The following is an 18,431-nucleotide window of genomic DNA, read 5'->3' as shown; positions in this document are numbered from 1 at the left end:
CGGGCGGGAAAATAAAAAAGGCCCCTCCTGCATTGCACAGGAGGGGCCGGGGTGGGGTGTTTACTAACCAGGGGAAGTTAGATCTTTCCTACGAGGTCGAGACCGGGAGTCAGGGTGTCTGCACCCGGAGCCCAGTTTGCAGGGCAAACCTGGTCGCCGTGTTCGTAGACAAATTTTGCGGCGTTCAGCTTGCGGAGGGTTTCCGCAGCGCTGCGGCCGATGCCGAGATCGTGAATTTCAGCAGTTTTCAGAATGCCTTTCGGGTCGATGATGAAGGTGCCGCGCAGGGCCAAACCTTCTTCGTCGATATAGACATCGAACAGCTGGCTAACGGAACCGGTCGGGTCTGCACCCATCAGGTAGTCTACCTTGCCGATCGCATCGGAGGTATCATGCCACGCTTTGTGAACAAAGGCGGTATCGGTGCTGACGCTAATGACTTCTGCTCCGGCAGCCTGGAATTGCGGGTAAAGGGCAGCCACGTCTTCGAGCTCGGTCGGGCACACAAAGGTGAAGTCGGCCGGATAGAATACAAGCACAACCCATTTTCCTTTAAAATCCGACAGGTGAATGTCCTTGATTTCGTCGTTCTGAAACGCCGCCATTTTGAAATCTGTCACTTTTTGGCCTACTTTAACCATTTCGAAATCGAACAAATCTTGATCCAAGCTTTCCATTTTTTTCTCCTTTAATTTAGCACTATTGTTCCCAAACAACGGCAATACAGTACCATTCCCGTACGGATTGTAAACAGGAATATGGATACTTTTTTAATGTTTTCACAAAATGCCTGTAAATAAAGGGAAGAATGATTAGATTGCAGAATAATTTTACCCACAATCGATATTGAAACACCTTGCCTAAATCAGATTTTCTGGCAGTTGGAGCAAAATGTCGTACCGCGCTGGGCAACGACGGTTTTTTCGAGGGTGGTTTTGCACCTTTTGCATGGCCTTCCACCTCGGCCATAGGCTTTGACCATCGCCCGGTGCCCGCCGGACTCCCCTTCCACGTCGCGGTAGTTGGTCTTTCCGTCACCCAGCGAGGTGCCGCGGTTTTTGACGCCGACTCGCAACACATGCTTGATCGCCTTGAACAAAGCCGATAATTCATCGTCCGAAAGCGAGTCTGACAACCGCTCTGGATGAACCTTGGACTCCCACAGCGCTTCGTCGGCATAAATATTTCCCAAGCCAGCCACAATCGACTGATCGAGGATGAGTGGCTTAATCATCCGATGCCGCTTGCGCATCGCGTCGGAAAAATACTTTTGGGTAAACTGGCGCGTCAACGCATCGGGTCCCAGCTTGCCGAGAATCTCCTGCGGATCGTCCACCAGCTTCCAACGCCCAAATTTGCGCGTGTCGCGGTAATACAGACTCAAACCGTCCGACAGTTCCAGCACAATCCGGTCGTGCGCCCCCTTCTCCATTGAAAAGCTTCCCGCCATGCGGAGATGAATCATGAGGGTTTTTCCCGAGCTCAACGAAAACAGCATCCATTTTCCGACTCTGGAAATTTCGTTGATCGTGGTTCCGCGCACCTGCCAAGAAAACGACGCGGCCGAAAGCGGCTCGACCGTCCGCGCCCAGTTTATTTTCAGGGACAAAATTTCCCGCCCTTCAACCCCCCTCTCCCGCAGTTGCCTTGCAATCGTTTCAACCTCTGGTAGTTCCGGCATTCATGTCCTCCTCTTTCATTCGCTATACGCAACGATCCATCCCGCCGATCCATTTTCTGCCGAGGAACGGCCTGATCTGCGAGGAGTGTGAACAGCACTGACACGGCCTTGTTTCCACACAAAACCGCAGGCGTTCCAATCGCCCGCGCGCTCTTGCAACAGGAGGTTCCGCAGCCTTACCGACTCGCCCCGCTAAGACTCATTTTGTTCGGTAATTTACAGTGATCCGCATGCTAAACGAAGCCGCCTGAGTGACATAAGTAAAAAAAATCGCCGTTGAGACCGAACCCATCCAAAACAGATGGTAAAATTCGGGTACCAAAAACCACAACCGCGGGGAACGAAGGTGCCAAACAAAAAAAATTCATCGAAGCAAAACCCACGTAAAATCCATTCAAAAGAACTGATCATTGATGAAACATCCTGGAAACGCCAGACGTTTTGAATCAGCCCCATTATCAATCTGTGTGGCAAATAATCCATTTTTATGATCCAGGGATGCGCCATTGGCAAAATTTGCGCCAATAGTTCCATAATACCGACTGACCAACCGATTATTCTTAACCGGTATATCTGGAGTTGTAATTCCATTGCGACGGCTCCAGTTAAAGCCGGCGGTCTCAAACCCGTTCTCTTTGAGCGAGCGATCGTAGCAGTAGAGTTCCATTCGGCCAAAGGATTGCAACAATCCGGAGAGATTTGCATTTCATGCCTATGCATTTGACTAAGGGTTCTTTAAATCGGTCAATGTTTGTGGGGCTTTTTGAGTAGCGATCCCCAGAAGTGTTTGAAAAGCGGCCATGGGTGTTTTTCGGCGATTGAATCGAAATGTAAATTCGTCGAGATAAGTCTGTAGGTATTTCGGATCAACCCCATGATGCGTACCATTGATCCAGGTCTTGAGATTGCCGAAAATCGATGGATGTGCGTCGTTGCCCTTATTTCTGAGGATTCCCCGTGGTGATAGTTCGAAAGAGCCGTTTTTGAATACCCCTTCCAGCCATCCGTTCTAATCATCGATCCGCCATCTACATTCTGGTCCAGAAATCGCTCGATTGATTTCTCGTCGGCTCTTCCTGTGATACATAAACGAATGCGTCCTGCCCGCTCAGTGGCCTGGCCATGTTTGTCGATGTATCCAACCATTTGAACGGCCCCGAAGGCCAATGTTTTGGTTGGCGCCGCAGTTACCCCACGGCCTCGCTGTCCCTTGACGGGGCCTCCTACGATCGTTTCATCGACCTCCACGACCCCTGTTAGTTTGGATCGTGCATCATTGACCGTCGCAAGCGGCGCAGCATAAACCATGCAGTTCTGTACTGGCATCCAAGTTATCGCTCCAGCTGCTTGGCGCTGAACCCGGGGGTATGCATCGCCATTAGATAGGCCGCCCAAAACCAATCCTGAATACCAATGTGGCGGTGGCCATCCGCAAAGGATTGATCTGAACCTACCCCAAATAATCCATTCTCTCTCACATAAATCCGAGTAGGTAGTAAATGATTTCAACTTGTGATTTAGGAATGAGAGCACGCCTTCATGTACCCCTCATTTGAAAGGTTCTTTCATCAGGGTTTTATCGCCCCAATAAATGGCTTCGATAAATCAATCTCATTGCCGAACAGGTCATATTTCAAGTCAAATCCGCCCATCAACCCCACCTCATCACTCGGCAGCTTTTGTAGTGCAATTCCCGTCGAGCATGCTTGCTTGTTTTTCGGAATATAATCTTCGATTGAATCCCCGCCTGCTCTAACGAACGCGGGATCGGCAACCACCGTCCCCGTCACGGTAAATGGATCGCTCATCCACGCAAACTCCCTTCTAAACAGATTGTTCTTAAAAAAGACAAGGTTGTTTTTCTGCGCATCACCCGAAACCGCATCATCACTTTTTTCCCGGTTATGAACGATATTCCCCACGGTATAAACAACGTTATTGGCAAACAACGCACCTTTAACTGTTTTTTCAATTAAAAAGACGTTGTCTTTAAAAGTCTCGTCCGTGTATGGATCAGACACCGCTGAATGACCGCTTCAGGCCATTTCTTTCGGATGCTGTTACGCAAGGCTTTTGAACCGTCTGTGACAGCCAGCAATCGACGTTTAGGGTTAAAGCCGCGCTCCTCAATGCGGTTAAGCAGATCGGCGCAGACCTCTAAATTTTCTGATGCACCGATTTGAAAGTCCAGGATATGATTCTCGCCTTCAACCGTAATACCCAGTGCTACGACGGCACAGAGATCGTTGCCAAGTCCGATGCCGTCGAGCATGAGTACAACGTAGTCAGCCTTTCTCAGATCCCGTTCGTGCCACCATTCGAAGAAATGATTCAACCGCTGCTCCAGCCTCGGAATCCTCGGCTTGTGCCAGTAGTTCGATCAGTGATACGTTATCCATTGTGTGGTCTCCTTTCATTGGTCTGAAAAGTCCAGTCTATACGGACCGGACGTGGAGGCCACATACCTAAATTTTAACAATCAAAAAAACGCTTCCAGAAACCACAACATCGGTTTTTGCTCCAGGATTTCCAATCCCTGGATAATAAACAATCAACGGCGAGCGCAGGGACTCTTCAAACAAGCTGTGCTTGCCCCAGATTGAATGTTCGCCAAGGTGCCAGCCGTGATCGCCCCACAGAATAATGATGGTGTCTTTGTCCGCACCGGTTGCCGCCAGTTTTGTATGCGTCTGTTCGTTCACCCACTTGACAGCATTTATGCTGACTGTGCGCGGGATGAGTTCCATTGAGCCGGAGTCCAGCTGGCAGCTTCGTTCTGTCCCATGGTTGGAAGGGCTTCGAGCACATCCCGCAAATAGTCGGCGGGGTTGATGTCGAGTTTTCGGCAGGTTTCGATGAGACTGTATATGATGGCGCTATCCTGACCGGATCGGGGGCTGCCGAAGAAGAGGAAGTTTTTCTTGCCGATGGCCGTGGGCCTGATGGCATTTTCGACAAGGTTATTGTCGATTTCCAGCTTCCCGTGCTCAAGAAACAGGTTCAGGCTGTCCCAGCGTTTGAGGGTATAGCTGATAGCTTCTCCGAGCTTGCTTTTGGGCAGTTGTTTTTTCTGTTCACGATCCAGAATGGTTTTTATTTCATTAAGCACTGGAGCAGAGTGTTCCTGCCGATAGGTTGCCCGGTCGAGCTCCGGTTGTTTGCGCAACGTGGTTTCGTTGCGATAGAGCTTCGCAATGAGTTTGATAATTTTCCGGCTGATTGAATCCCCGGCCTCATGAAATTTACGCCGGGCATGTGCCCAGCAGCAGGCATGAATAATATTTCCCTTTTCCTGTTCATGAGCCGGGTCGTTCAGCCATGACGGATAAGAACCGTATCCATCGCTTTGCAGAAGACCGGCGTAATCTGTCAGCATCGAATCAAGACATGATGCAGCACGACTCGGAAACCATTCAAAGAGCACTCCAACGCCTGGACTGTGATAGGCCCATAGGTATCCATTGGGACAATGGTCCTTTTTCGGGTCTTGGTATTTGATAAAAGTTTCGTCGGCCTGAATATACTCACTTTGCCGGATTTCATTTCTCAGTGCTTCGTAGATCAACGTTAACCAGTCGGCGATAAGATACATCCAGTTGCCCATGGTTTTGCGGCTGATTTCGATGCCGTGGCGGTATTTTAAAACCTGTTCCTGACGGTAGAGCGGAAGATGGTCGCAATATTTGCTCAGAATGATCTGTAGGAGCAGACCGGCAGAAGCATAGCTGTTTGGAATCAGTCTTGCCGGAGCTGGTGCGATCAGCGGCGGCACTTCACGGTTATCAATCTCAATAAACTTTTCTCGAATGATTTCACGGATAAAATACCGGGTCGGAACAACGTCGAGCTCCCGTACTTTTTCCTCCCCGATTTTTTTATAGCGACCAGGATTTCCCTGAACCTCATCGGGAATGATGATCACCTGCTCAACCGGCAGGTCTTCCGGGACCCGTTCCTTGAGCGGCTTGCGCTTTCCTCGACGGGACTCAACCGGCTCTGAATCATCCTGTTCGGCCTCTTCCGCTATTTCCAGAGCCTCTTGGGCTTCCTGCAGTTCATCGAGCAGTAGTTCCATCTGATCCGGGCTTAACTTTTCGGAACTGCGCCCGAACAGTTTTTTCAGCAGATACTGAACTTTCTCATTAAGCAGTTTAACTTCGGTTTTGAGCTGAGTGTTTTCGGCATTCAGAGACGTCCGCTCCTTTACCATCAGATCAAAATTTTCCCGGTTAAAATTCATGCCGTACATTATACCAAAACACGTTGAAAATGCGGCACCAACCTGATGGAAAATGCAAAAAAAATCAGCGCTGATACCAAGGTTTGAGCGAGCCTTGTTTTAGATCAACTCCATCGAGCAGCAGGGCCAGCGCTTCCGGAGCAAGACTAAGCTTTTCATCTGCGCCAACGCCTTGAGGCCAACTGAAACAGCCCTTTTCAAGCCGCTTGATAGCAACCCACATGCCGGTACCATCCCAGTACAGCGTCTTGATCCGGTTTTTCCGTCGGTTCGTAAACACAAACAATGTGCCCGAACACGGATCTTCATTTAACCTATCCTGCACTACACAGTGCAATCCGTTGAAGCTCTTACGCAGATCCACCGGCTCAACCGCCAGAAATACCCGGATTGAATTACTTAATCCAAACATCCGGCAGCCTCCCGCAGAACCATACCGAGTTCATTCAGTGACGGAATTGGAAGCTGAACCTCAATCCCGTTCGGCAGAAAGATCTTCAGTTCATCTATCTCAGGAGGTCCGGGCTGAACTTCCACCTCGCAAAAAGCAACCTCAGATTCCTGACGTTCAATTCGCAGCCAACGGGCCAGCGTTTTCGGGTTGATGCTCCATTCCCGGCAAAACGCCGCCTGGGTCAGCCCCGCTGAATTAAACTCCTCGATCAGTTCCCGGCGTTCTTCCTCCGTATAGGAAGCCCGCCCCGACACATTGTTTTCATTCGTATCCATGCCTGACAAATTATCAGGCTTTGCCGGAGCTGACTACGGGGTGAAAGAAGAGGCGTTTACCCAGTTTTGCCAGAATATCACCGACATGTTTATCTGCATAGCTGACGCAGGCGGCATAGTGGCGCCGCACTTCGGTGGCGAATGCCGCGTCTTTCCGGGGATCCTTATTCCAGCGGTTGTAGGAGTTGAATTCGCTGGAGCCATGCCACGTTATCCGGCCTTCCGGTTTCTCCGGGTGAGGAATCGGCGGCAATTCAACGCCGGCGTAAAGATCCATATATTTCTTTGGCGCCCCGAATGCAATGCAAACAGCACAGATGATCCCCCAGCCTAAATTGCTACAGGCGAATTCTTTTTTGACCGCGAAAACGCGAAGAAACAAAGATTGAACCAGTTTCCGCCCTTTGCGACTGCGGTCAAAACTATTTCGTGTATTCGGTGGTTCATTTTGCGTTCTGTGTGTTCTATCGCGGTTAATAGTTTTTCAAACACCGGAAGCCCTGCTCGTGTGAAGGGGGTTGGTCACGAGACCAAAGGCACCAGTCCTTTATCGCTATTTCTTCTTTCCCTTTTTCAGGGAGGCCTAGCGCTGGTCTGCTCCCTAGCAGTCTGTCGGAGTTAGAACCCCGCACTGGCGACATCCCGGCATGAACTTATCAAGTAAAAGAGGCAAAGGCCGGGCGAAGCAAGAAAATGTCTGAAAATACGCCCGAAAATGTGCCGACAGTGCATTGGCGTGCTGTTTTGCGGTTGCCGCCGGGTGTTTCGGGGCACGCGCCGCCATGAGCTTGAATATTTTCTTTAGATTGTAACTGAGGCAGACGAGGCTCCATTCGGTTTCGGCTTTCTCCTTCCCCCTCATCGAGAAGCGGCGGAAGCCGAGCACTTCCTTGATAACCCCGAAAACGGGTTCGACGGTTTGCTTGCGCTGCTTGTAGAGCGCCTTCCCTTCGGGGGTCTTGAGACGGTAGGCCATCTGTTCCTTGATGGGTGCGCCAGGTGGCGGCGGGGTCGGCAGCGGTTGCTTCTCGAGGTCGGCAACGCTGACGTGGTGCGAGCCTTTGGCCATGGCGCTGTACACCGTCGGCCCGCCACCGGTTTCGGCGTCTTTGACGGCCTTCTCACTGGAGAAGCCGGTATCGGTCAATACGCTTTCCGGAGTGGCCGCTTCCTCAGGAATGCTTGCGAGAACAGGATTGAGCTGCTCTTTGTCATTGGGCGCATCGGTGACGAGCTGACCAACGATGAGATAGGTTTCGGTGTCTACAGCGGCCTGCGCGTTGTAGGCCTGTTCGAAGTGGCTGCCGTTGCCGGCCTTCATGATGCGGCTTTCGGGGTCGGTAAAATTGTATTGCTTCTTATCCGGCGGCTCTGCGGATGGAGGTTTAGGTTCTTTTCCCCGCGGTTTCTTGTTTTTACGCTTTTCCTCGAAGGCCGTTTTCTTCTCTTCGTACTCGGCCTGTTTTTGTTTGCGCTCCTCTTCGTAGCGCGCCTTGATCACTGCCCGGGCGTGCTCCAGGCTCTTGATGCGGTCTTCGCGCCGGACGATTTCGTCCGGGATGCTCAGCCCGTCATCAAGCGGGACGTTATCGACCTGCTCGGCTTTGGCGGCGAGTTGTTCGACTTCCTTGCGCAGCAGTTCGACCTGCTCGCCGGCATGCTTGTAGCTGACAGCGGAATGCTTGCTGGCACTGGCTTTGATCTTGGTGCCATCGACGCTCACGGTGCCGACCTTTTTGAGACCGGCGGTTTCCTGCGCCATGAGCAGCACCCGTACAAAAGCCTTTTCGAACAGCTCGCGGTTCGTGCGGCGAAAGGCACAGATCGTGTCGTGATCGGGATGCAGGCTGCCGCCGCAGATGTAGCGAACGATGACGTCCGACCAGGTCGCATCCTCGATCCCGCGCGAGGAGAAGCGGCCCGTGGCGTAGCAATAGATCAGCAGAGTCAGCATCATGCGCGGCGGATACTGCTCGTCGCCAGTTCCCCGAAGGTTGAAGCGGAAGTCTCCAGCGGGAAGCCGGTCCACCGCATCGATCAGGAAATGCACAATGTGCTTCTGAGGAATCCAGTCGCGCAGGTCTGGCGGAAGCAGCATCGGGGTGTCGCGGTCGAGGTTCTTGAGTCGTGTGGCCATCACTTCCTTTTGGTTAAGACAGGCATAGACTGGCACAGTCTCATGAATATTGAAATATTATTCGCAAGCTAAGTCCGACAGACTGCTAGGACTTCTTAACGATTTCCGGACGCAGGGCATCCAATCCGGGCATGTGGACCATGGCCAGCGTCTCCATCTCGGTAGGGCGGGCTGTCCCAGCCGTCCCTACCGCACCGGCCAACACGTAATAGTTTAATCTGTATCGATCCGACATCTAAATATTGTGAGTTTAGCCACACAATTGAAAAACAATTGCGCACCGAAAAACCACAAAGACAAGAACTACAGGTTTTCGTGCCTTTTGAGCCTCTTGGTGGCCATTATATCGGCGCACCTGATTCTCAATTCTTCGTTTTTTTTGCGTCTTTGCGGTCAAAACTATCCCGTGTATGAGCCGTTACAGCACCCCGTCCCGGTGTGGTGCGTGCTAAACCCAAACGATGCGCGCTCCATCAGAATGGAAGCACGCGCTAGTTTTACTTTTTAATAGTCATCTCGCGCGTCAGGAGTTCCGGCTTCCGGCCAGTGATTTCCGTGCGAACGGTTACGGATTTTTTTCCGGGTTTGATCTTATTTCCTGACGTCTTCAGCGTAACGACCGTCTTTTCGAACGGCTTGAGCGGCGACACGGATGCGGATGCAATTTCCTGATCGTCCAGAAGCACCGTTACGGTGCCATCGACGGAAGCAACCTGGCCAAAGTTCTGCACTTCCACCTCTATCTTGTCTTTTCCAAACACTGGAAGTTTAGACGAAAGAATCGGTTCGATGTATTTCACCTTCGGCAACCGGCTCCAGCCGAACAGCAGTTTTCCGTCGGTGCTTTTCCCCAATAGTTTTCCGGCAAAATTATCTTCCGTAACTCCATGCCCTTCCCCATCAAAGAATACGATCAGGTCGGCACCGTCTTTTTCGGTTTTCCGAACCTTGGAACCACCGCCAAAATTAACCGTTTCCGAAGCACCGAAGCGCAACGAGTCCACCTCCACATCGGTGTGGGGATTAAACCCAGGCTCCGCATGGATCTTAACCCGAACCGTTTTCGGCATTGACGTGAGCGGATACTTGTTCAACACCGTCAGCAAACGACTGGTTATCATGGGGACCACAATCAGTTTTGAGCTATGATTATCGTTCGGCAGGTCGCTGTGCTTCAGCACATCGATCACTGCGAGATTGGCCGCATAGGCCCGCCCATACTTATCCTGCACCATGCGTACGCGTTCAAACTTAAACCAGTCCTCCTTGACTCCACTCTCGTGAACAGCGATTCCCGGCACGTAGGCTTCGCCCGGCTCAACCTTCCAGTTGACGCCGTCTTTGGAGCGCAGATACCAAGCGATGCGCCCCATCCAATCGTTCACGATCAGGTGGTATTGAACATCATCCTTCCAGACCACCGGATCCTCGTATTTCCCTTCAGCAAGAGGATATACATTTTCACCGGTCACCCGGTGGTAGGTGGAGACTCCATCTTTACTGAACCACGCCTGACCATGCCGGTTGAGCAGAAAGAACGATCCGTCTTCGCGTTCGATGAAGGAGTTGTTGGCCAAATAGTTTTTCTGCTTCGTGGCCTTGCGGTCGCGGCTGTCGTAGTCCAGTTCCGACTTGATCCATGGACCGTTAATGGAATCAGCAAAATAGGCGCCGTCGATAATGTAGAGCACATATTTTCCTGATTCGGTTACATACCACGTTGGATTGTGTCCGGGGCCAATTTCTTCTTTGGCCTTGAAGGGGCCATATGGAGAGTCGCACACGGCATGAACCACAACAGACTCTTTCCACGACATATGTCCTTTCGGAGCATTCTCCGGCCAACGGGCGACCAAAAGATGATATTTCCCATCGGCCTCAAGGCGTGTGTTTCCGCCCCAGTAGGACCACTTAGGATCTTCGATGCCGTTGTTGACGTCGCGCGGCACCACGTTGGTTTCGCCCCAGGTGTCGGAGGTCATGCCCCCGAGATCCGGCATGGGTTGAAATAGGTCCATGAACCGGCCGCCCGAAACCAGCTTGCTCCACTCCGCGGGCCGTTCACGCTCCACCACCTGAACCTTATGTTGTGGTTGTTCCGCTGCACCGACCAGTTGAACGCAAAATATGCAAACAAGTGAATATGCTAAACGTTGTTTCATGATTTCTCCTTACTGAACGCCGGAATACTGCTCGACGCCCATTTCTTTTTCCCAAGCTTTCAGTTTTGAAACAAGCTCCTGAACCTTCTCAGGATTTTTCTCGGCCAGATCATTTTTCTCCTCGCGATCTTCTTCCACATTATAAAGCCAGAGCTTGCCGCTGCGGTGGCCGAGCAGTTTCCAGTCGCCTTCCCGCGCGGAAACATAGAGATCCTGATAGGCGCGGTACCCGTAGACCGGCTTGCCACGTTCCAATACACTGTTGTTTTTAATCGTGGCAAGCAGCGAGGTGCCGTCCAGATCCTTGTATTCAGCCGGATCGCCGCCAGCAAGTTCAACCAGCGTTGGGAAAATGTCGGTCGTTTGAATGATGCTGTCATTCTGCACGCCGGCCTTGGCAACCCCCGGCCAGCTGACAATAAACGGTACGCGCGCGCCGCCCTCGCAAAGCGTATCCACGCGCTTTCCTCCGCGATACGGAGCCCATTCATAGAGACTGCCCTGATCCGAGGTAAAGATGATGACGGTGTTCTTATCGATCCCCCTGGCTTTAAGTGCTGCACGAACGCGGCCGATGGATTCATCGACCGCCATGACCTGCGCGGCATATTGAGCACGCTTACCCTCCAGTCCCTTCCGGCCTTCAAAGCGGGGAACCAAATCCTTTCGGCCGGTGTTCGGCGTATGAACGCCGTAATACCAAAGCGAAATCATAAAGGGCTGTTCTTTGTCGTAATCCTCAATGAAGCCGACGGTTTCATCGGTAAGCTTGTCGGTCAGGTAGCGCTCCGTTTCTTCCGGGAAGATTTCCTTGAAAGGCGTGTACGGCGGATAGTAGCCCTTGGGATGACCGCGATTGCTGGTGCCAATCTGGCGGTCGAATCCATTTTTGACTGGATGGTAAGGCTCATGCCCCAGATGCCATTTCCCGACAAACAGACTGTAGTAGCCCTCTTTTTTCAGTGCTTCAGCGTAGGTGGTTTCCTCCAGCGGAAGCCAGTTCCGGCTGGGAAACTGTGCGGGGTCCTGTTCCAGCAGATGGAACTCCGCGTCCGTACGGTCCCACTCATCGAAATCAGGATGTTTGCCGCTTGGAATGTGCCGAACCAGTTTTAGCCGCGCCGGATGCTTGCCGGTAACGAGCGTGCTCCGACTCGGGCTGCAGGTCGGGCTGGCACTATACGCCTGCTGGAAATCCGTTCCGTCCTGGGCCAACTGATCGATATTCGGAGTTTCAAAAAGGTCCGGGTTACGATAGCCAAGGTTGTTCCAGCCGAGGTCGTCTACAAAGAACAATACGACATTGGGCTTCGACTTTGCCGACTTAGCATCAACACCGACCAACAGGAACAACGCGATACACAATAAAATTCTACTCATCCATTTCATCATTCATTCCTCTCACATTCTATTCATCATTCAGACGGGTCTTATTTTCCCGCATCGAAGTACTTTTTCGACTTCTCAAACTTGGTGCTTTTCTTCGGCTTCTTCTTTGAATGGATAATCTTGAATTGCGGTGTTTGTACGTTTACGCCCGCTTCCCGGAAAACATACGGCGTCCAGATTTCCAGCGCCTTTTCCCACTCCGCCAACGTCCTCGTCGGATACCAGTTCGGCCATCCGGTTTTGTTGAAGTCGTAGTGCTGCCCGTTTTCAGCGACCCACGCGTCCACAGTCGGAGTTGGGCACGTTGCCGGATAAACATTCAATGCCCGGAACTGATCGCTTACGCCTTGATCGAGGATCACGTTTTCGCGCCAATTATTCAGCTCTTCCAGCAGCTCGGCTTTGACCTCTGCATATTTTGGATCATCTGCGAGGTTCTTCACCTCGAACGGATCGTTGCGAAGGTCGAAGAGCTCATACACCGGTTTCGACGGAGCCATGAATGCGGCCTGTTCAGGAGTGAGCTGTCCCTTCATATTCATTACATTCATTTCCGCCAGCATCGGATAACCGCCCTCTTTATAGCGGTTGTACTGGCAGTAGGGACGTTCCGGCATCAGGTTATGAATCAACTTCCAATCCTTGGAACGGATTGCGCGCATGGAATCGTGGGTTTCATCCATCTTGTCGCGCGCCGCAAAGACATACTTGCGGTTTTTAACGTCCTCACCGAACAGGCTTTTGCCGTGCAGCGGAATCGGAGCCTTAACGCCACCGGCTTCCAGCACGGTAGCGCAGAGGTCGATGGCCATCACCATGTCGCCATTAACCTGCCCCGGTTTAACCTTGCCCGGCCAGCGGACGATCATCGGAATGCGCAGCCCCCCATCGTAAAGGAACTGCTTGCCACGGACGTGGCAACGACCGTGGTCACTGATAAATATGACGAGCGTATTGTCGGCCAGGCCCTCGTCCTCCAGCCGTTGCAGCAACGCGCCGACTTCGCGATCCACCAACTGCATTTGCTCCAGACCGTTGGCCCAGTCTCGGCGGCAGAACGGCGTGTCGGGATAATACGGAGGGAGTTCAACATCCTTGATGTCGATCGGCCGAGCCGGATCGCGAATCCAGGAGCGATGAGTGCCGCCGATGGTGATGCGGGCAAAGAAGGGCTGGCCCGGCGCACGTTCAGTCCAGTCTTCGCCCATAAAGAGTTCCTCCCGGGTACAGGGAAGGAAGTTGACGTCGGTCTTCCAGCTCATTAGAGCCGTGAAGTATCCTGCCTCCTGCATTAGCTGCGGGATAGGTTTAATCCCGTATGGCAGAGGTTTCTTCTCTTGTTTCAGGAGGCGATGCTGGCCCGCGCCGATGTAGTTTTGGTAGAATCCGGTCATCATGGCCGAACGCGACACAGAGCAAACCGGTCCGGTGGAGAAGGCCTGTTCGTAACGGATGCCTTCGGATGCGAGTTTATCCAGATGCGGCGTATCTATGCCCTTGGTGCCGTAGCAGGAAAGATCCAGACACCAGTCCTCAATCGTGATCCATAAGATATTCGGCCGCTGAGCGGGCTGACGCGCGCCTGCCAAGGCAGAGTTGCAGCAAAGCGCCAGAATGCAAGTAAGCAATAGTGGCTTGGTATTTTGTTTTTTATTATTCAGTTTCATGGGTTGGTTCTCCTTATTGTTAAAGCCCTGTATTATCCTTAACTGTCATGGTGGCGCGCGATGTTCTATCGGCCCGGATCATCTCCGGATAGGAGCCTTCGATGGTATTTCCGACGAGCTCCACATTGCGGCAGTTGGTAAATTCAAAGACCGGCGCGTTGGGATGCAGCGGCTCGTAATCTTTGGTCTGCCGAATGGTGTTGCCTTTAATCACCAGCCCGTCCGCACGATCCGCCCAGATGATGCGGTTGTCAAAGGTTTCGATCGTGTTGTTGATGAAACGGATGTTTTTGTCGTAGGGCTCGTCCTGATTGAAGTTTTTCCCGTGCCGGGGAGTGATGTACAACACGGCCTGCTCTGCGCCGCCGTGGTTGCAGAGGGTAAAATGGTTGTTCTGGATCAGGACATCCTCAACGGCGCCGGATTCAAACCAGCTTGACGTTTCGCCGCGAAAAAGGATCGATGCCAAGTCGGAGGAGATGAATCGATTGTTTTCCACCACGGTTTTGAGGGGCGTTTTAAACACGAGGTTTCTGGCGCGATGCTTCCCAATGCTGCAACCGCGGACCGTGACGGTCGGGTTCCAGCTTTTGTTTTCCAGCACATCGCCCGGCGCCGTGGCCGTCGGCAAATCATTTTTAAACGTCAGATCAGTGAACGTGGCGTCAATCTTCTTTACCGAAACTACTTTGTTCACGGCGGCCCGCCGGGTGCTCGGCTGATGGATAAACCAGACGTCATCCCCTGCCTCGGCAAAAACATTTCCCTGCTGCTGCTTGTGTTCCAGGCGGATGCGCAGCGTTTTCGAGTCGATGGCTTTTTCGACCGAAACATGGGTACCGTGGACGTTGGTTCCATCGTCCATCATGCCCTCGATACGCAGGTTTTCGAGAAGGATATGGCCTTTGCAGTTGCTGAAATGCGTTGCGTCCGCAATTGAGGAGATCACCCGATCTGTTCCTTCCGACAAGTAAACGCCGCCGTTTTTCACGGTAATATTTTCCGAACGTTCAAACAGGAAACCCATCCCCAATGCATGATGAACGACAACACCGTCCATCGCCAGATTGCTGGAGGCTTTGCCGTATACGGCCGGGGCGTAGCGGTTGACATGGCCTTTGGATCCGAAAACGGCTCCAACCGGCGGTTCCTTCCCTTTCTGTATTTTCTGATAAAAACGCAGGATACCGCCCTTCCGCTCCTCAATTTTCGATGGTCTCAGGCGCATCGCGGAGGCACCGTGGGCAACATCTTTTGTCTCCTTATTAAACGCGTAGGTGTGCCCGAATTCTTCAAACGAAAAGCCGTCGATATTCGGAAACGAGACATGTCCATTTTCAAAACTCCAGGAATATCCTTCCGTAAGCGGCCGCGCATCAAACCAGCCTTCGCTGGCATTAGCGGCAAGGATCTCCCCCTGAAAAAGGAACGGGATGTCCCAGTCGATCGTAAGGTTGCTCATCGTCACATTGGCGCAGTTTTGAAAGATGAACGGAGCGCACTGCCCATGGAAAACAAAAGAGGCTCCGTTCCCTTCGATTTCAATCGAATCGAGTCCATCGACATAAAAGATGATCTTCTTGTCGCCGTCATCATGGTTTGTGATGTGATAAAATTTGCTCACCGCCTGATCCGGAAGGAAACGGTAAGTGCCTTTTGAGAAGACCAGCTTTACTTCCGAATCCGATGCCCCTTCCAGAACGCGGCGAACCACCGGTGTCATATCGCCGCTTTCGGGCTTAATTTTAATTACCTGGAGCGCCTCGGCACCATAAGCGGTCAAAAGCAGCGCCGCTCCCATAAGTCGAGTGATTCGCATTGTGTGTCTAGCGTTCATAATTATCCCAAGGGTTGGAAGTGTCGTTGCTCTATTCAGAACCGATTTCAACAAAATTAAACCGGTCGGCGGTCGGTACACTTTCGATTTCCAGCTCGCCGGCCTTAATCGTTGCCGGGCCTTCCCGAAGTACCGATGCGCGGATTTTAATTTTTCCCGGTTTCAAGGTAGAACGCACCAACAACGGTGCGGAGCCCCATTCCATCCGGCGCGGATTGGCATCGATGGATTCATCGCCGATGATTTCACCTTCGCCGCTTACTTCAAATTTGATTGATTCATTCTGGTAGCGAACCAGCGAGCCGCTTTTATCAACCGTGTAGGCCGAAACCATCACAAAGTCAGAACCGTTGGCGGTCAGCGGAACGCCGCGGTCTTCAAGCTTGAGCACAATCTGCTCCCCGTTTACGGGAACTTTTTTAATGGCGGTCGCGACTACTTTTCCGCCGATCAGTCCTTCGACTCGCAGATCCGCCGGCCATGGTTTGCCATCCGACTTAAGCGGACGCTGCATCGTGTCTTCATAAATGAAGGCATCTTTAAAGGTAACGACCGGATGCGGCATGGAAGTTCTTTGTGCTGTTGCCCAAACTCGCTTTGCATCGCGTGTTTCCCAAGTTCTGGGGTTGTGCCCTTTGGTTCTGTAGGGATGTTTCACCTGCTTTTGAAACACACGGTAGCCGCCGTTCACGGAAAGCCGAACCTCTTCGCAGTTGGTGAATACCGTTACATCCCTGCTGGAGAACGGAGCGACCTCATGCGCAATATACACCATCGGCTCGGTGGTTTCAGAAACATCACGCTGGCTGGCAAACATGTGGTAGGAATATTTATCCTGACGGAAGGCATCCGTGATCCCGCCATAGAACGGGCGCGGATGTTTTCCTGCAAAATGGTCAAAGGAGTGCCAAAGCGCCCCACCCACAAACTGGCGAGGTTGCGCGCAAATCATTTCCCATGAAGCTTTGTTCAGCGTGGATTCTGCATACTGCTTGGCCTGCATGACCTGTGCCGCCTCGCCCCACGCCCTGTTCATGCGGTTGGGTGTATTCACACCGCTGACGGAACCGAACTCGCGCTGGAAAACGCTCCGCTCTTCTTTTAGATAAACCTCAGGAGAAGAAGCGTGCCCGTAGACCACTTCATACACTTCGTGCCCGCCGACATCGATGTCACAGGCGGTATAGGCACCGGGATAGGGATATTCTTCGTGGACGATGTTATGGGCATTAATGGCAAATGAGCCCGGGTTCATGGTTTCGTTCAACACCGGCTCCCAAAGAATGATGGACGGCCGGTTGCGATCGATACGCACCATTCCGCGAATATCTTCGTAAACGCGCTGTTCAAAGATGGGATCTTCATTCCAGAACTGCCAACCGGGCGTGGCCGTAATAAAGAACATGCCCAACTCGTCGCACGCATCCATAAAGGCCGGGTCCGCCGGATAGTGCCCGGCCCGGATAATATCGCAAGCCGCGTCTTTCAGAATTTTGGCATCGCGCCATTGGCCGTTGTTCGGAATCGAGTAGCCCACATAAGCATGGTCCTGATGGCGGTTCGCCCCCATCAGCTTGCCGGGATAGGGTTTGTTGTTCAGATAGAGTCCGTCGCGACCCTTGAATTCAATCTTGCGCAGGCCAACCCGGGTAGCTACCGCGTCCAGCGCCTTGCCTTTTTTATCCGTCAGTTTGACTTCCAACCGATAGAGCTCCGGCGACCAGGGTGCCCAGAGTTTTGGTTTCTTAACGGTAAACTGCTTTTCAACCTGCCCGGATGCGCCCTCCTTAAGTTCCAAGGTCTGGAACTCTTCCGCAACCTTCTTTCCCGCTGGGCTGAGCAACGTCAACGCCGCTTTGACTTTAGCTGTTTTGCTAAAATCGTTCTGAATATCGACCGCCACGTTGAGCTCGGCCAACTCATCGGTGAGTTCCGTCACTGCGGTGAAAACGCCGCCGCCGGCCACCTTGTTCGCTTGGTTTGCATCGGTCACGTAGACCGGGCTGGTGGCGATCATCCATACATCGCGATAGATTCCACCGAAATAGGTGAAATCGAGACCGGTCTGCGGCTTGCCCGGAGGATACGTCGGATCGTCGCTGTTGTCCGCCCAGACCGCCAATACGTTCTCTCCTTCGGGATTCAAATGTTCTGAGAGGTTGACCGTAAACGGCAGATAGCCACCGAAATGCTCGCCGATCGGTTTACCGTTCAGCCACACCTTGCATTTACCCATCACGGCCTCAAAGTGGAGTTTGAGTAGCTTGTCCGAGATGTCGCTATCAACTTTGAAATGCTTGCGATACCAGGCCGGACCCTGATAGTTGCAACTGCCACTCGCCTCGCTGGTGATATATTCCAATCCGTTCGGGCAATTCACAACTGCCCAGTCCGAATCATCAAAGTCCGGTTTTTCAGCGCCGGCGGCATCCCCCTTAAGCAGGCGCCATCCAATATTAAAATTAAAAACGTCACGCCCGCTTTTTTCGACCTCGAAGAATCCCGCTTTCGAATATTCAGGCACTGTCGTCGCAAAAGAACAACTTGTGATCAGAACAGCCCCTACGATGTATTTGATATATTTCATTT

The 18,431-nt window shown here is 52.2% G+C and carries 17 protein-coding genes and 2 pseudogenes; all 19 read right to left on the bottom strand.

Going from position 1 to position 18,431, the window contains the following annotated elements:
* Positions 1-77 precede the first annotated feature (77 nt).
* Entirely contained in the window at positions 78-641 is a 564-nt protein-coding gene (locus SCARR_RS00780; RefSeq protein ID WP_136062061.1) for a peroxiredoxin, read from the bottom strand.
* Between the two features lie 224 nt (positions 642-865).
* Complete coding sequence (mutM, locus tag SCARR_RS00775) at positions 866-1,681, bottom strand: DNA-formamidopyrimidine glycosylase (RefSeq protein ID WP_136059635.1); 816 nt, start codon at positions 1,679-1,681, stop codon at positions 866-868.
* 394 nt (positions 1,682-2,075) lie between these two features.
* Positions 2,076-2,348 (bottom strand): hypothetical protein, encoded by a 273-nt coding sequence (locus SCARR_RS00770; protein WP_136059634.1) that lies wholly within the window; start codon positions 2,346-2,348, stop codon positions 2,076-2,078.
* A gap of 57 nt (positions 2,349-2,405) precedes the next feature.
* Positions 2,406-2,573, bottom strand: coding sequence for a transposase (locus SCARR_RS29200; RefSeq protein ID WP_342803675.1), 168 nt, complete (start codon positions 2,571-2,573; stop codon positions 2,406-2,408).
* A 122-nt stretch (positions 2,574-2,695) separates the two neighbouring features.
* Positions 2,696-2,989 (bottom strand): annotated as a pseudogene (locus SCARR_RS29195) (IS1595 family transposase); the annotation flags it as partial.
* A 260-nt stretch (positions 2,990-3,249) separates the two neighbouring features.
* Positions 3,250-3,702 carry a hypothetical protein gene (locus SCARR_RS00760; protein ID WP_136059632.1) on the bottom strand — a complete coding sequence of 151 codons (453 nt, stop codon included), beginning with the start codon at positions 3,700-3,702 and terminating at the stop codon, positions 3,250-3,252.
* A complete protein-coding gene (locus tag SCARR_RS00755) occupies positions 3,654-4,016 on the bottom strand; it encodes a transposase (RefSeq protein WP_168432868.1) in 363 nt (120 codons plus the stop codon). The genes SCARR_RS00760 and SCARR_RS00755 overlap by 49 nt, the downstream gene beginning before the upstream one ends.
* Before the next feature lie 130 nt (positions 4,017-4,146).
* Positions 4,147-4,428 (bottom strand): sulfatase-like hydrolase/transferase, encoded by a 282-nt coding sequence (locus tag SCARR_RS29440; protein ID WP_222846118.1) that lies wholly within the window; start codon positions 4,426-4,428, stop codon positions 4,147-4,149.
* Positions 4,398-5,921, bottom strand: coding sequence for an IS66 family transposase (gene tnpC / locus SCARR_RS00745; protein WP_168432867.1), 1,524 nt, complete (start codon positions 5,919-5,921; stop codon positions 4,398-4,400). Before tnpC ends, SCARR_RS29440 begins: the two co-directional genes overlap by 31 nt.
* 64 nt (positions 5,922-5,985) lie before the next feature.
* Positions 5,986-6,333, bottom strand: a complete 348-nt coding sequence (gene tnpB / locus SCARR_RS00740) for an IS66 family insertion sequence element accessory protein TnpB (RefSeq protein ID WP_136059629.1) — start codon at positions 6,331-6,333, stop codon at positions 5,986-5,988.
* Positions 6,321-6,650: an IS66 family insertion sequence element accessory protein TnpA gene (gene tnpA / locus SCARR_RS00735; protein ID WP_136059628.1), complete on the bottom strand. Its 330-nt coding sequence runs from the start codon at positions 6,648-6,650 to the stop codon at positions 6,321-6,323. Before tnpA ends, tnpB begins: the two co-directional genes overlap by 13 nt.
* Before the next feature lie 13 nt (positions 6,651-6,663).
* Positions 6,664-6,927, bottom strand: coding sequence for a hypothetical protein (locus SCARR_RS00730; RefSeq protein WP_136059627.1), 264 nt, complete (start codon positions 6,925-6,927; stop codon positions 6,664-6,666).
* Between the two features lie 507 nt (positions 6,928-7,434).
* Positions 7,435-8,787, bottom strand: a pseudogene (locus SCARR_RS00725) (transposase); the annotation flags it as partial.
* Between the two features lie 85 nt (positions 8,788-8,872).
* Positions 8,873-9,022, bottom strand: coding sequence for a hypothetical protein (locus SCARR_RS27980; protein ID WP_168432866.1), 150 nt, complete (start codon positions 9,020-9,022; stop codon positions 8,873-8,875).
* A 262-nt stretch (positions 9,023-9,284) separates the two neighbouring features.
* Entirely contained in the window at positions 9,285-10,949 is a 1,665-nt protein-coding gene (locus SCARR_RS00720; protein WP_222846117.1) for a glycoside hydrolase family protein, read from the bottom strand.
* Positions 10,950-10,958: 9 nt separating this feature from the next.
* Positions 10,959-12,329, bottom strand: a complete 1,371-nt coding sequence (locus SCARR_RS00715; protein ID WP_222846116.1) for a sulfatase — start codon at positions 12,327-12,329, stop codon at positions 10,959-10,961.
* Positions 12,330-12,379: 50 nt separating this feature from the next.
* Positions 12,380-14,005 (bottom strand): sulfatase family protein, encoded by a 1,626-nt coding sequence (locus SCARR_RS00710; RefSeq protein ID WP_136059625.1) that lies wholly within the window; start codon positions 14,003-14,005, stop codon positions 12,380-12,382.
* Between the two features lie 19 nt (positions 14,006-14,024).
* Complete coding sequence (locus SCARR_RS00705; protein WP_222846115.1) at positions 14,025-15,842, bottom strand: right-handed parallel beta-helix repeat-containing protein; 1,818 nt, start codon at positions 15,840-15,842, stop codon at positions 14,025-14,027.
* Positions 15,843-15,873: 31 nt separating this feature from the next.
* On the bottom strand, positions 15,874-18,429 hold the full coding sequence (locus SCARR_RS00700; RefSeq protein WP_136059624.1) for a glycoside hydrolase family 2 protein: 2,556 nt from the start codon (positions 18,427-18,429) through the stop codon (positions 15,874-15,876).
* Positions 18,430-18,431: the final 2 nt, after the last annotated feature.

The sequence above is a fragment of the Pontiella sulfatireligans genome, assembly GCF_900890705.1.
In the GTDB taxonomy this organism is placed as follows: Bacteria; Verrucomicrobiota; Kiritimatiellia; order Kiritimatiellales; family Pontiellaceae; genus Pontiella; species Pontiella sulfatireligans.
The sequence above is the reverse complement of the archived record's forward strand: the minus strand, read 5'-3'. Positions and strand labels throughout refer to the sequence as shown.

Excerpts from the sequence above, each read along its gene's own strand:
- SCARR_RS00780 (WP_136062061.1), bottom strand. The coding sequence starts at position 641 with ATGGTTAAAGTAGGCCAAAAAGTGACAGATTTCAAAATGGCGGCGTTT.
- mutM (WP_136059635.1), bottom strand. The coding sequence starts at position 1,681 with ATGCCGGAACTACCAGAGGTTGAAACGATTGCAAGGCAACTGCGGGAG.
- SCARR_RS00770 (WP_136059634.1), bottom strand. The coding sequence starts at position 2,348 with ATGGAACTCTACTGCTACGATCGCTCGCTCAAAGAGAACGGGTTTGAG.
- SCARR_RS29440 (WP_222846118.1), bottom strand. The coding sequence starts at position 4,428 with ATGGAACTCATCCCGCGCACAGTCAGCATAAATGCTGTCAAGTGGGTG.
- tnpC (WP_168432867.1), bottom strand. The coding sequence starts at position 5,921 with ATGAATTTTAACCGGGAAAATTTTGATCTGATGGTAAAGGAGCGGACG.
- tnpB (WP_136059629.1), bottom strand. The coding sequence starts at position 6,333 with ATGTTTGGATTAAGTAATTCAATCCGGGTATTTCTGGCGGTTGAGCCG.
- tnpA (WP_136059628.1), bottom strand. The coding sequence starts at position 6,650 with ATGGATACGAATGAAAACAATGTGTCGGGGCGGGCTTCCTATACGGAG.
- SCARR_RS00730 (WP_136059627.1), bottom strand. The coding sequence starts at position 6,927 with ATGGATCTTTACGCCGGCGTTGAATTGCCGCCGATTCCTCACCCGGAG.
- SCARR_RS27980 (WP_168432866.1), bottom strand. The coding sequence starts at position 9,022 with ATGTCGGATCGATACAGATTAAACTATTACGTGTTGGCCGGTGCGGTA.
- SCARR_RS00720 (WP_222846117.1), bottom strand. The coding sequence starts at position 10,949 with ATGAAACAACGTTTAGCATATTCACTTGTTTGCATATTTTGCGTTCAA.
- SCARR_RS00715 (WP_222846116.1), bottom strand. The coding sequence starts at position 12,329 with ATGAGTAGAATTTTATTGTGTATCGCGTTGTTCCTGTTGGTCGGTGTT.
- SCARR_RS00710 (WP_136059625.1), bottom strand. The coding sequence starts at position 14,005 with ATGAAACTGAATAATAAAAAACAAAATACCAAGCCACTATTGCTTACT.
- SCARR_RS00705 (WP_222846115.1), bottom strand. The coding sequence starts at position 15,842 with ATGAACGCTAGACACACAATGCGAATCACTCGACTTATGGGAGCGGCG.
- SCARR_RS00700 (WP_136059624.1), bottom strand. The coding sequence starts at position 18,429 with ATGAAATATATCAAATACATCGTAGGGGCTGTTCTGATCACAAGTTGT.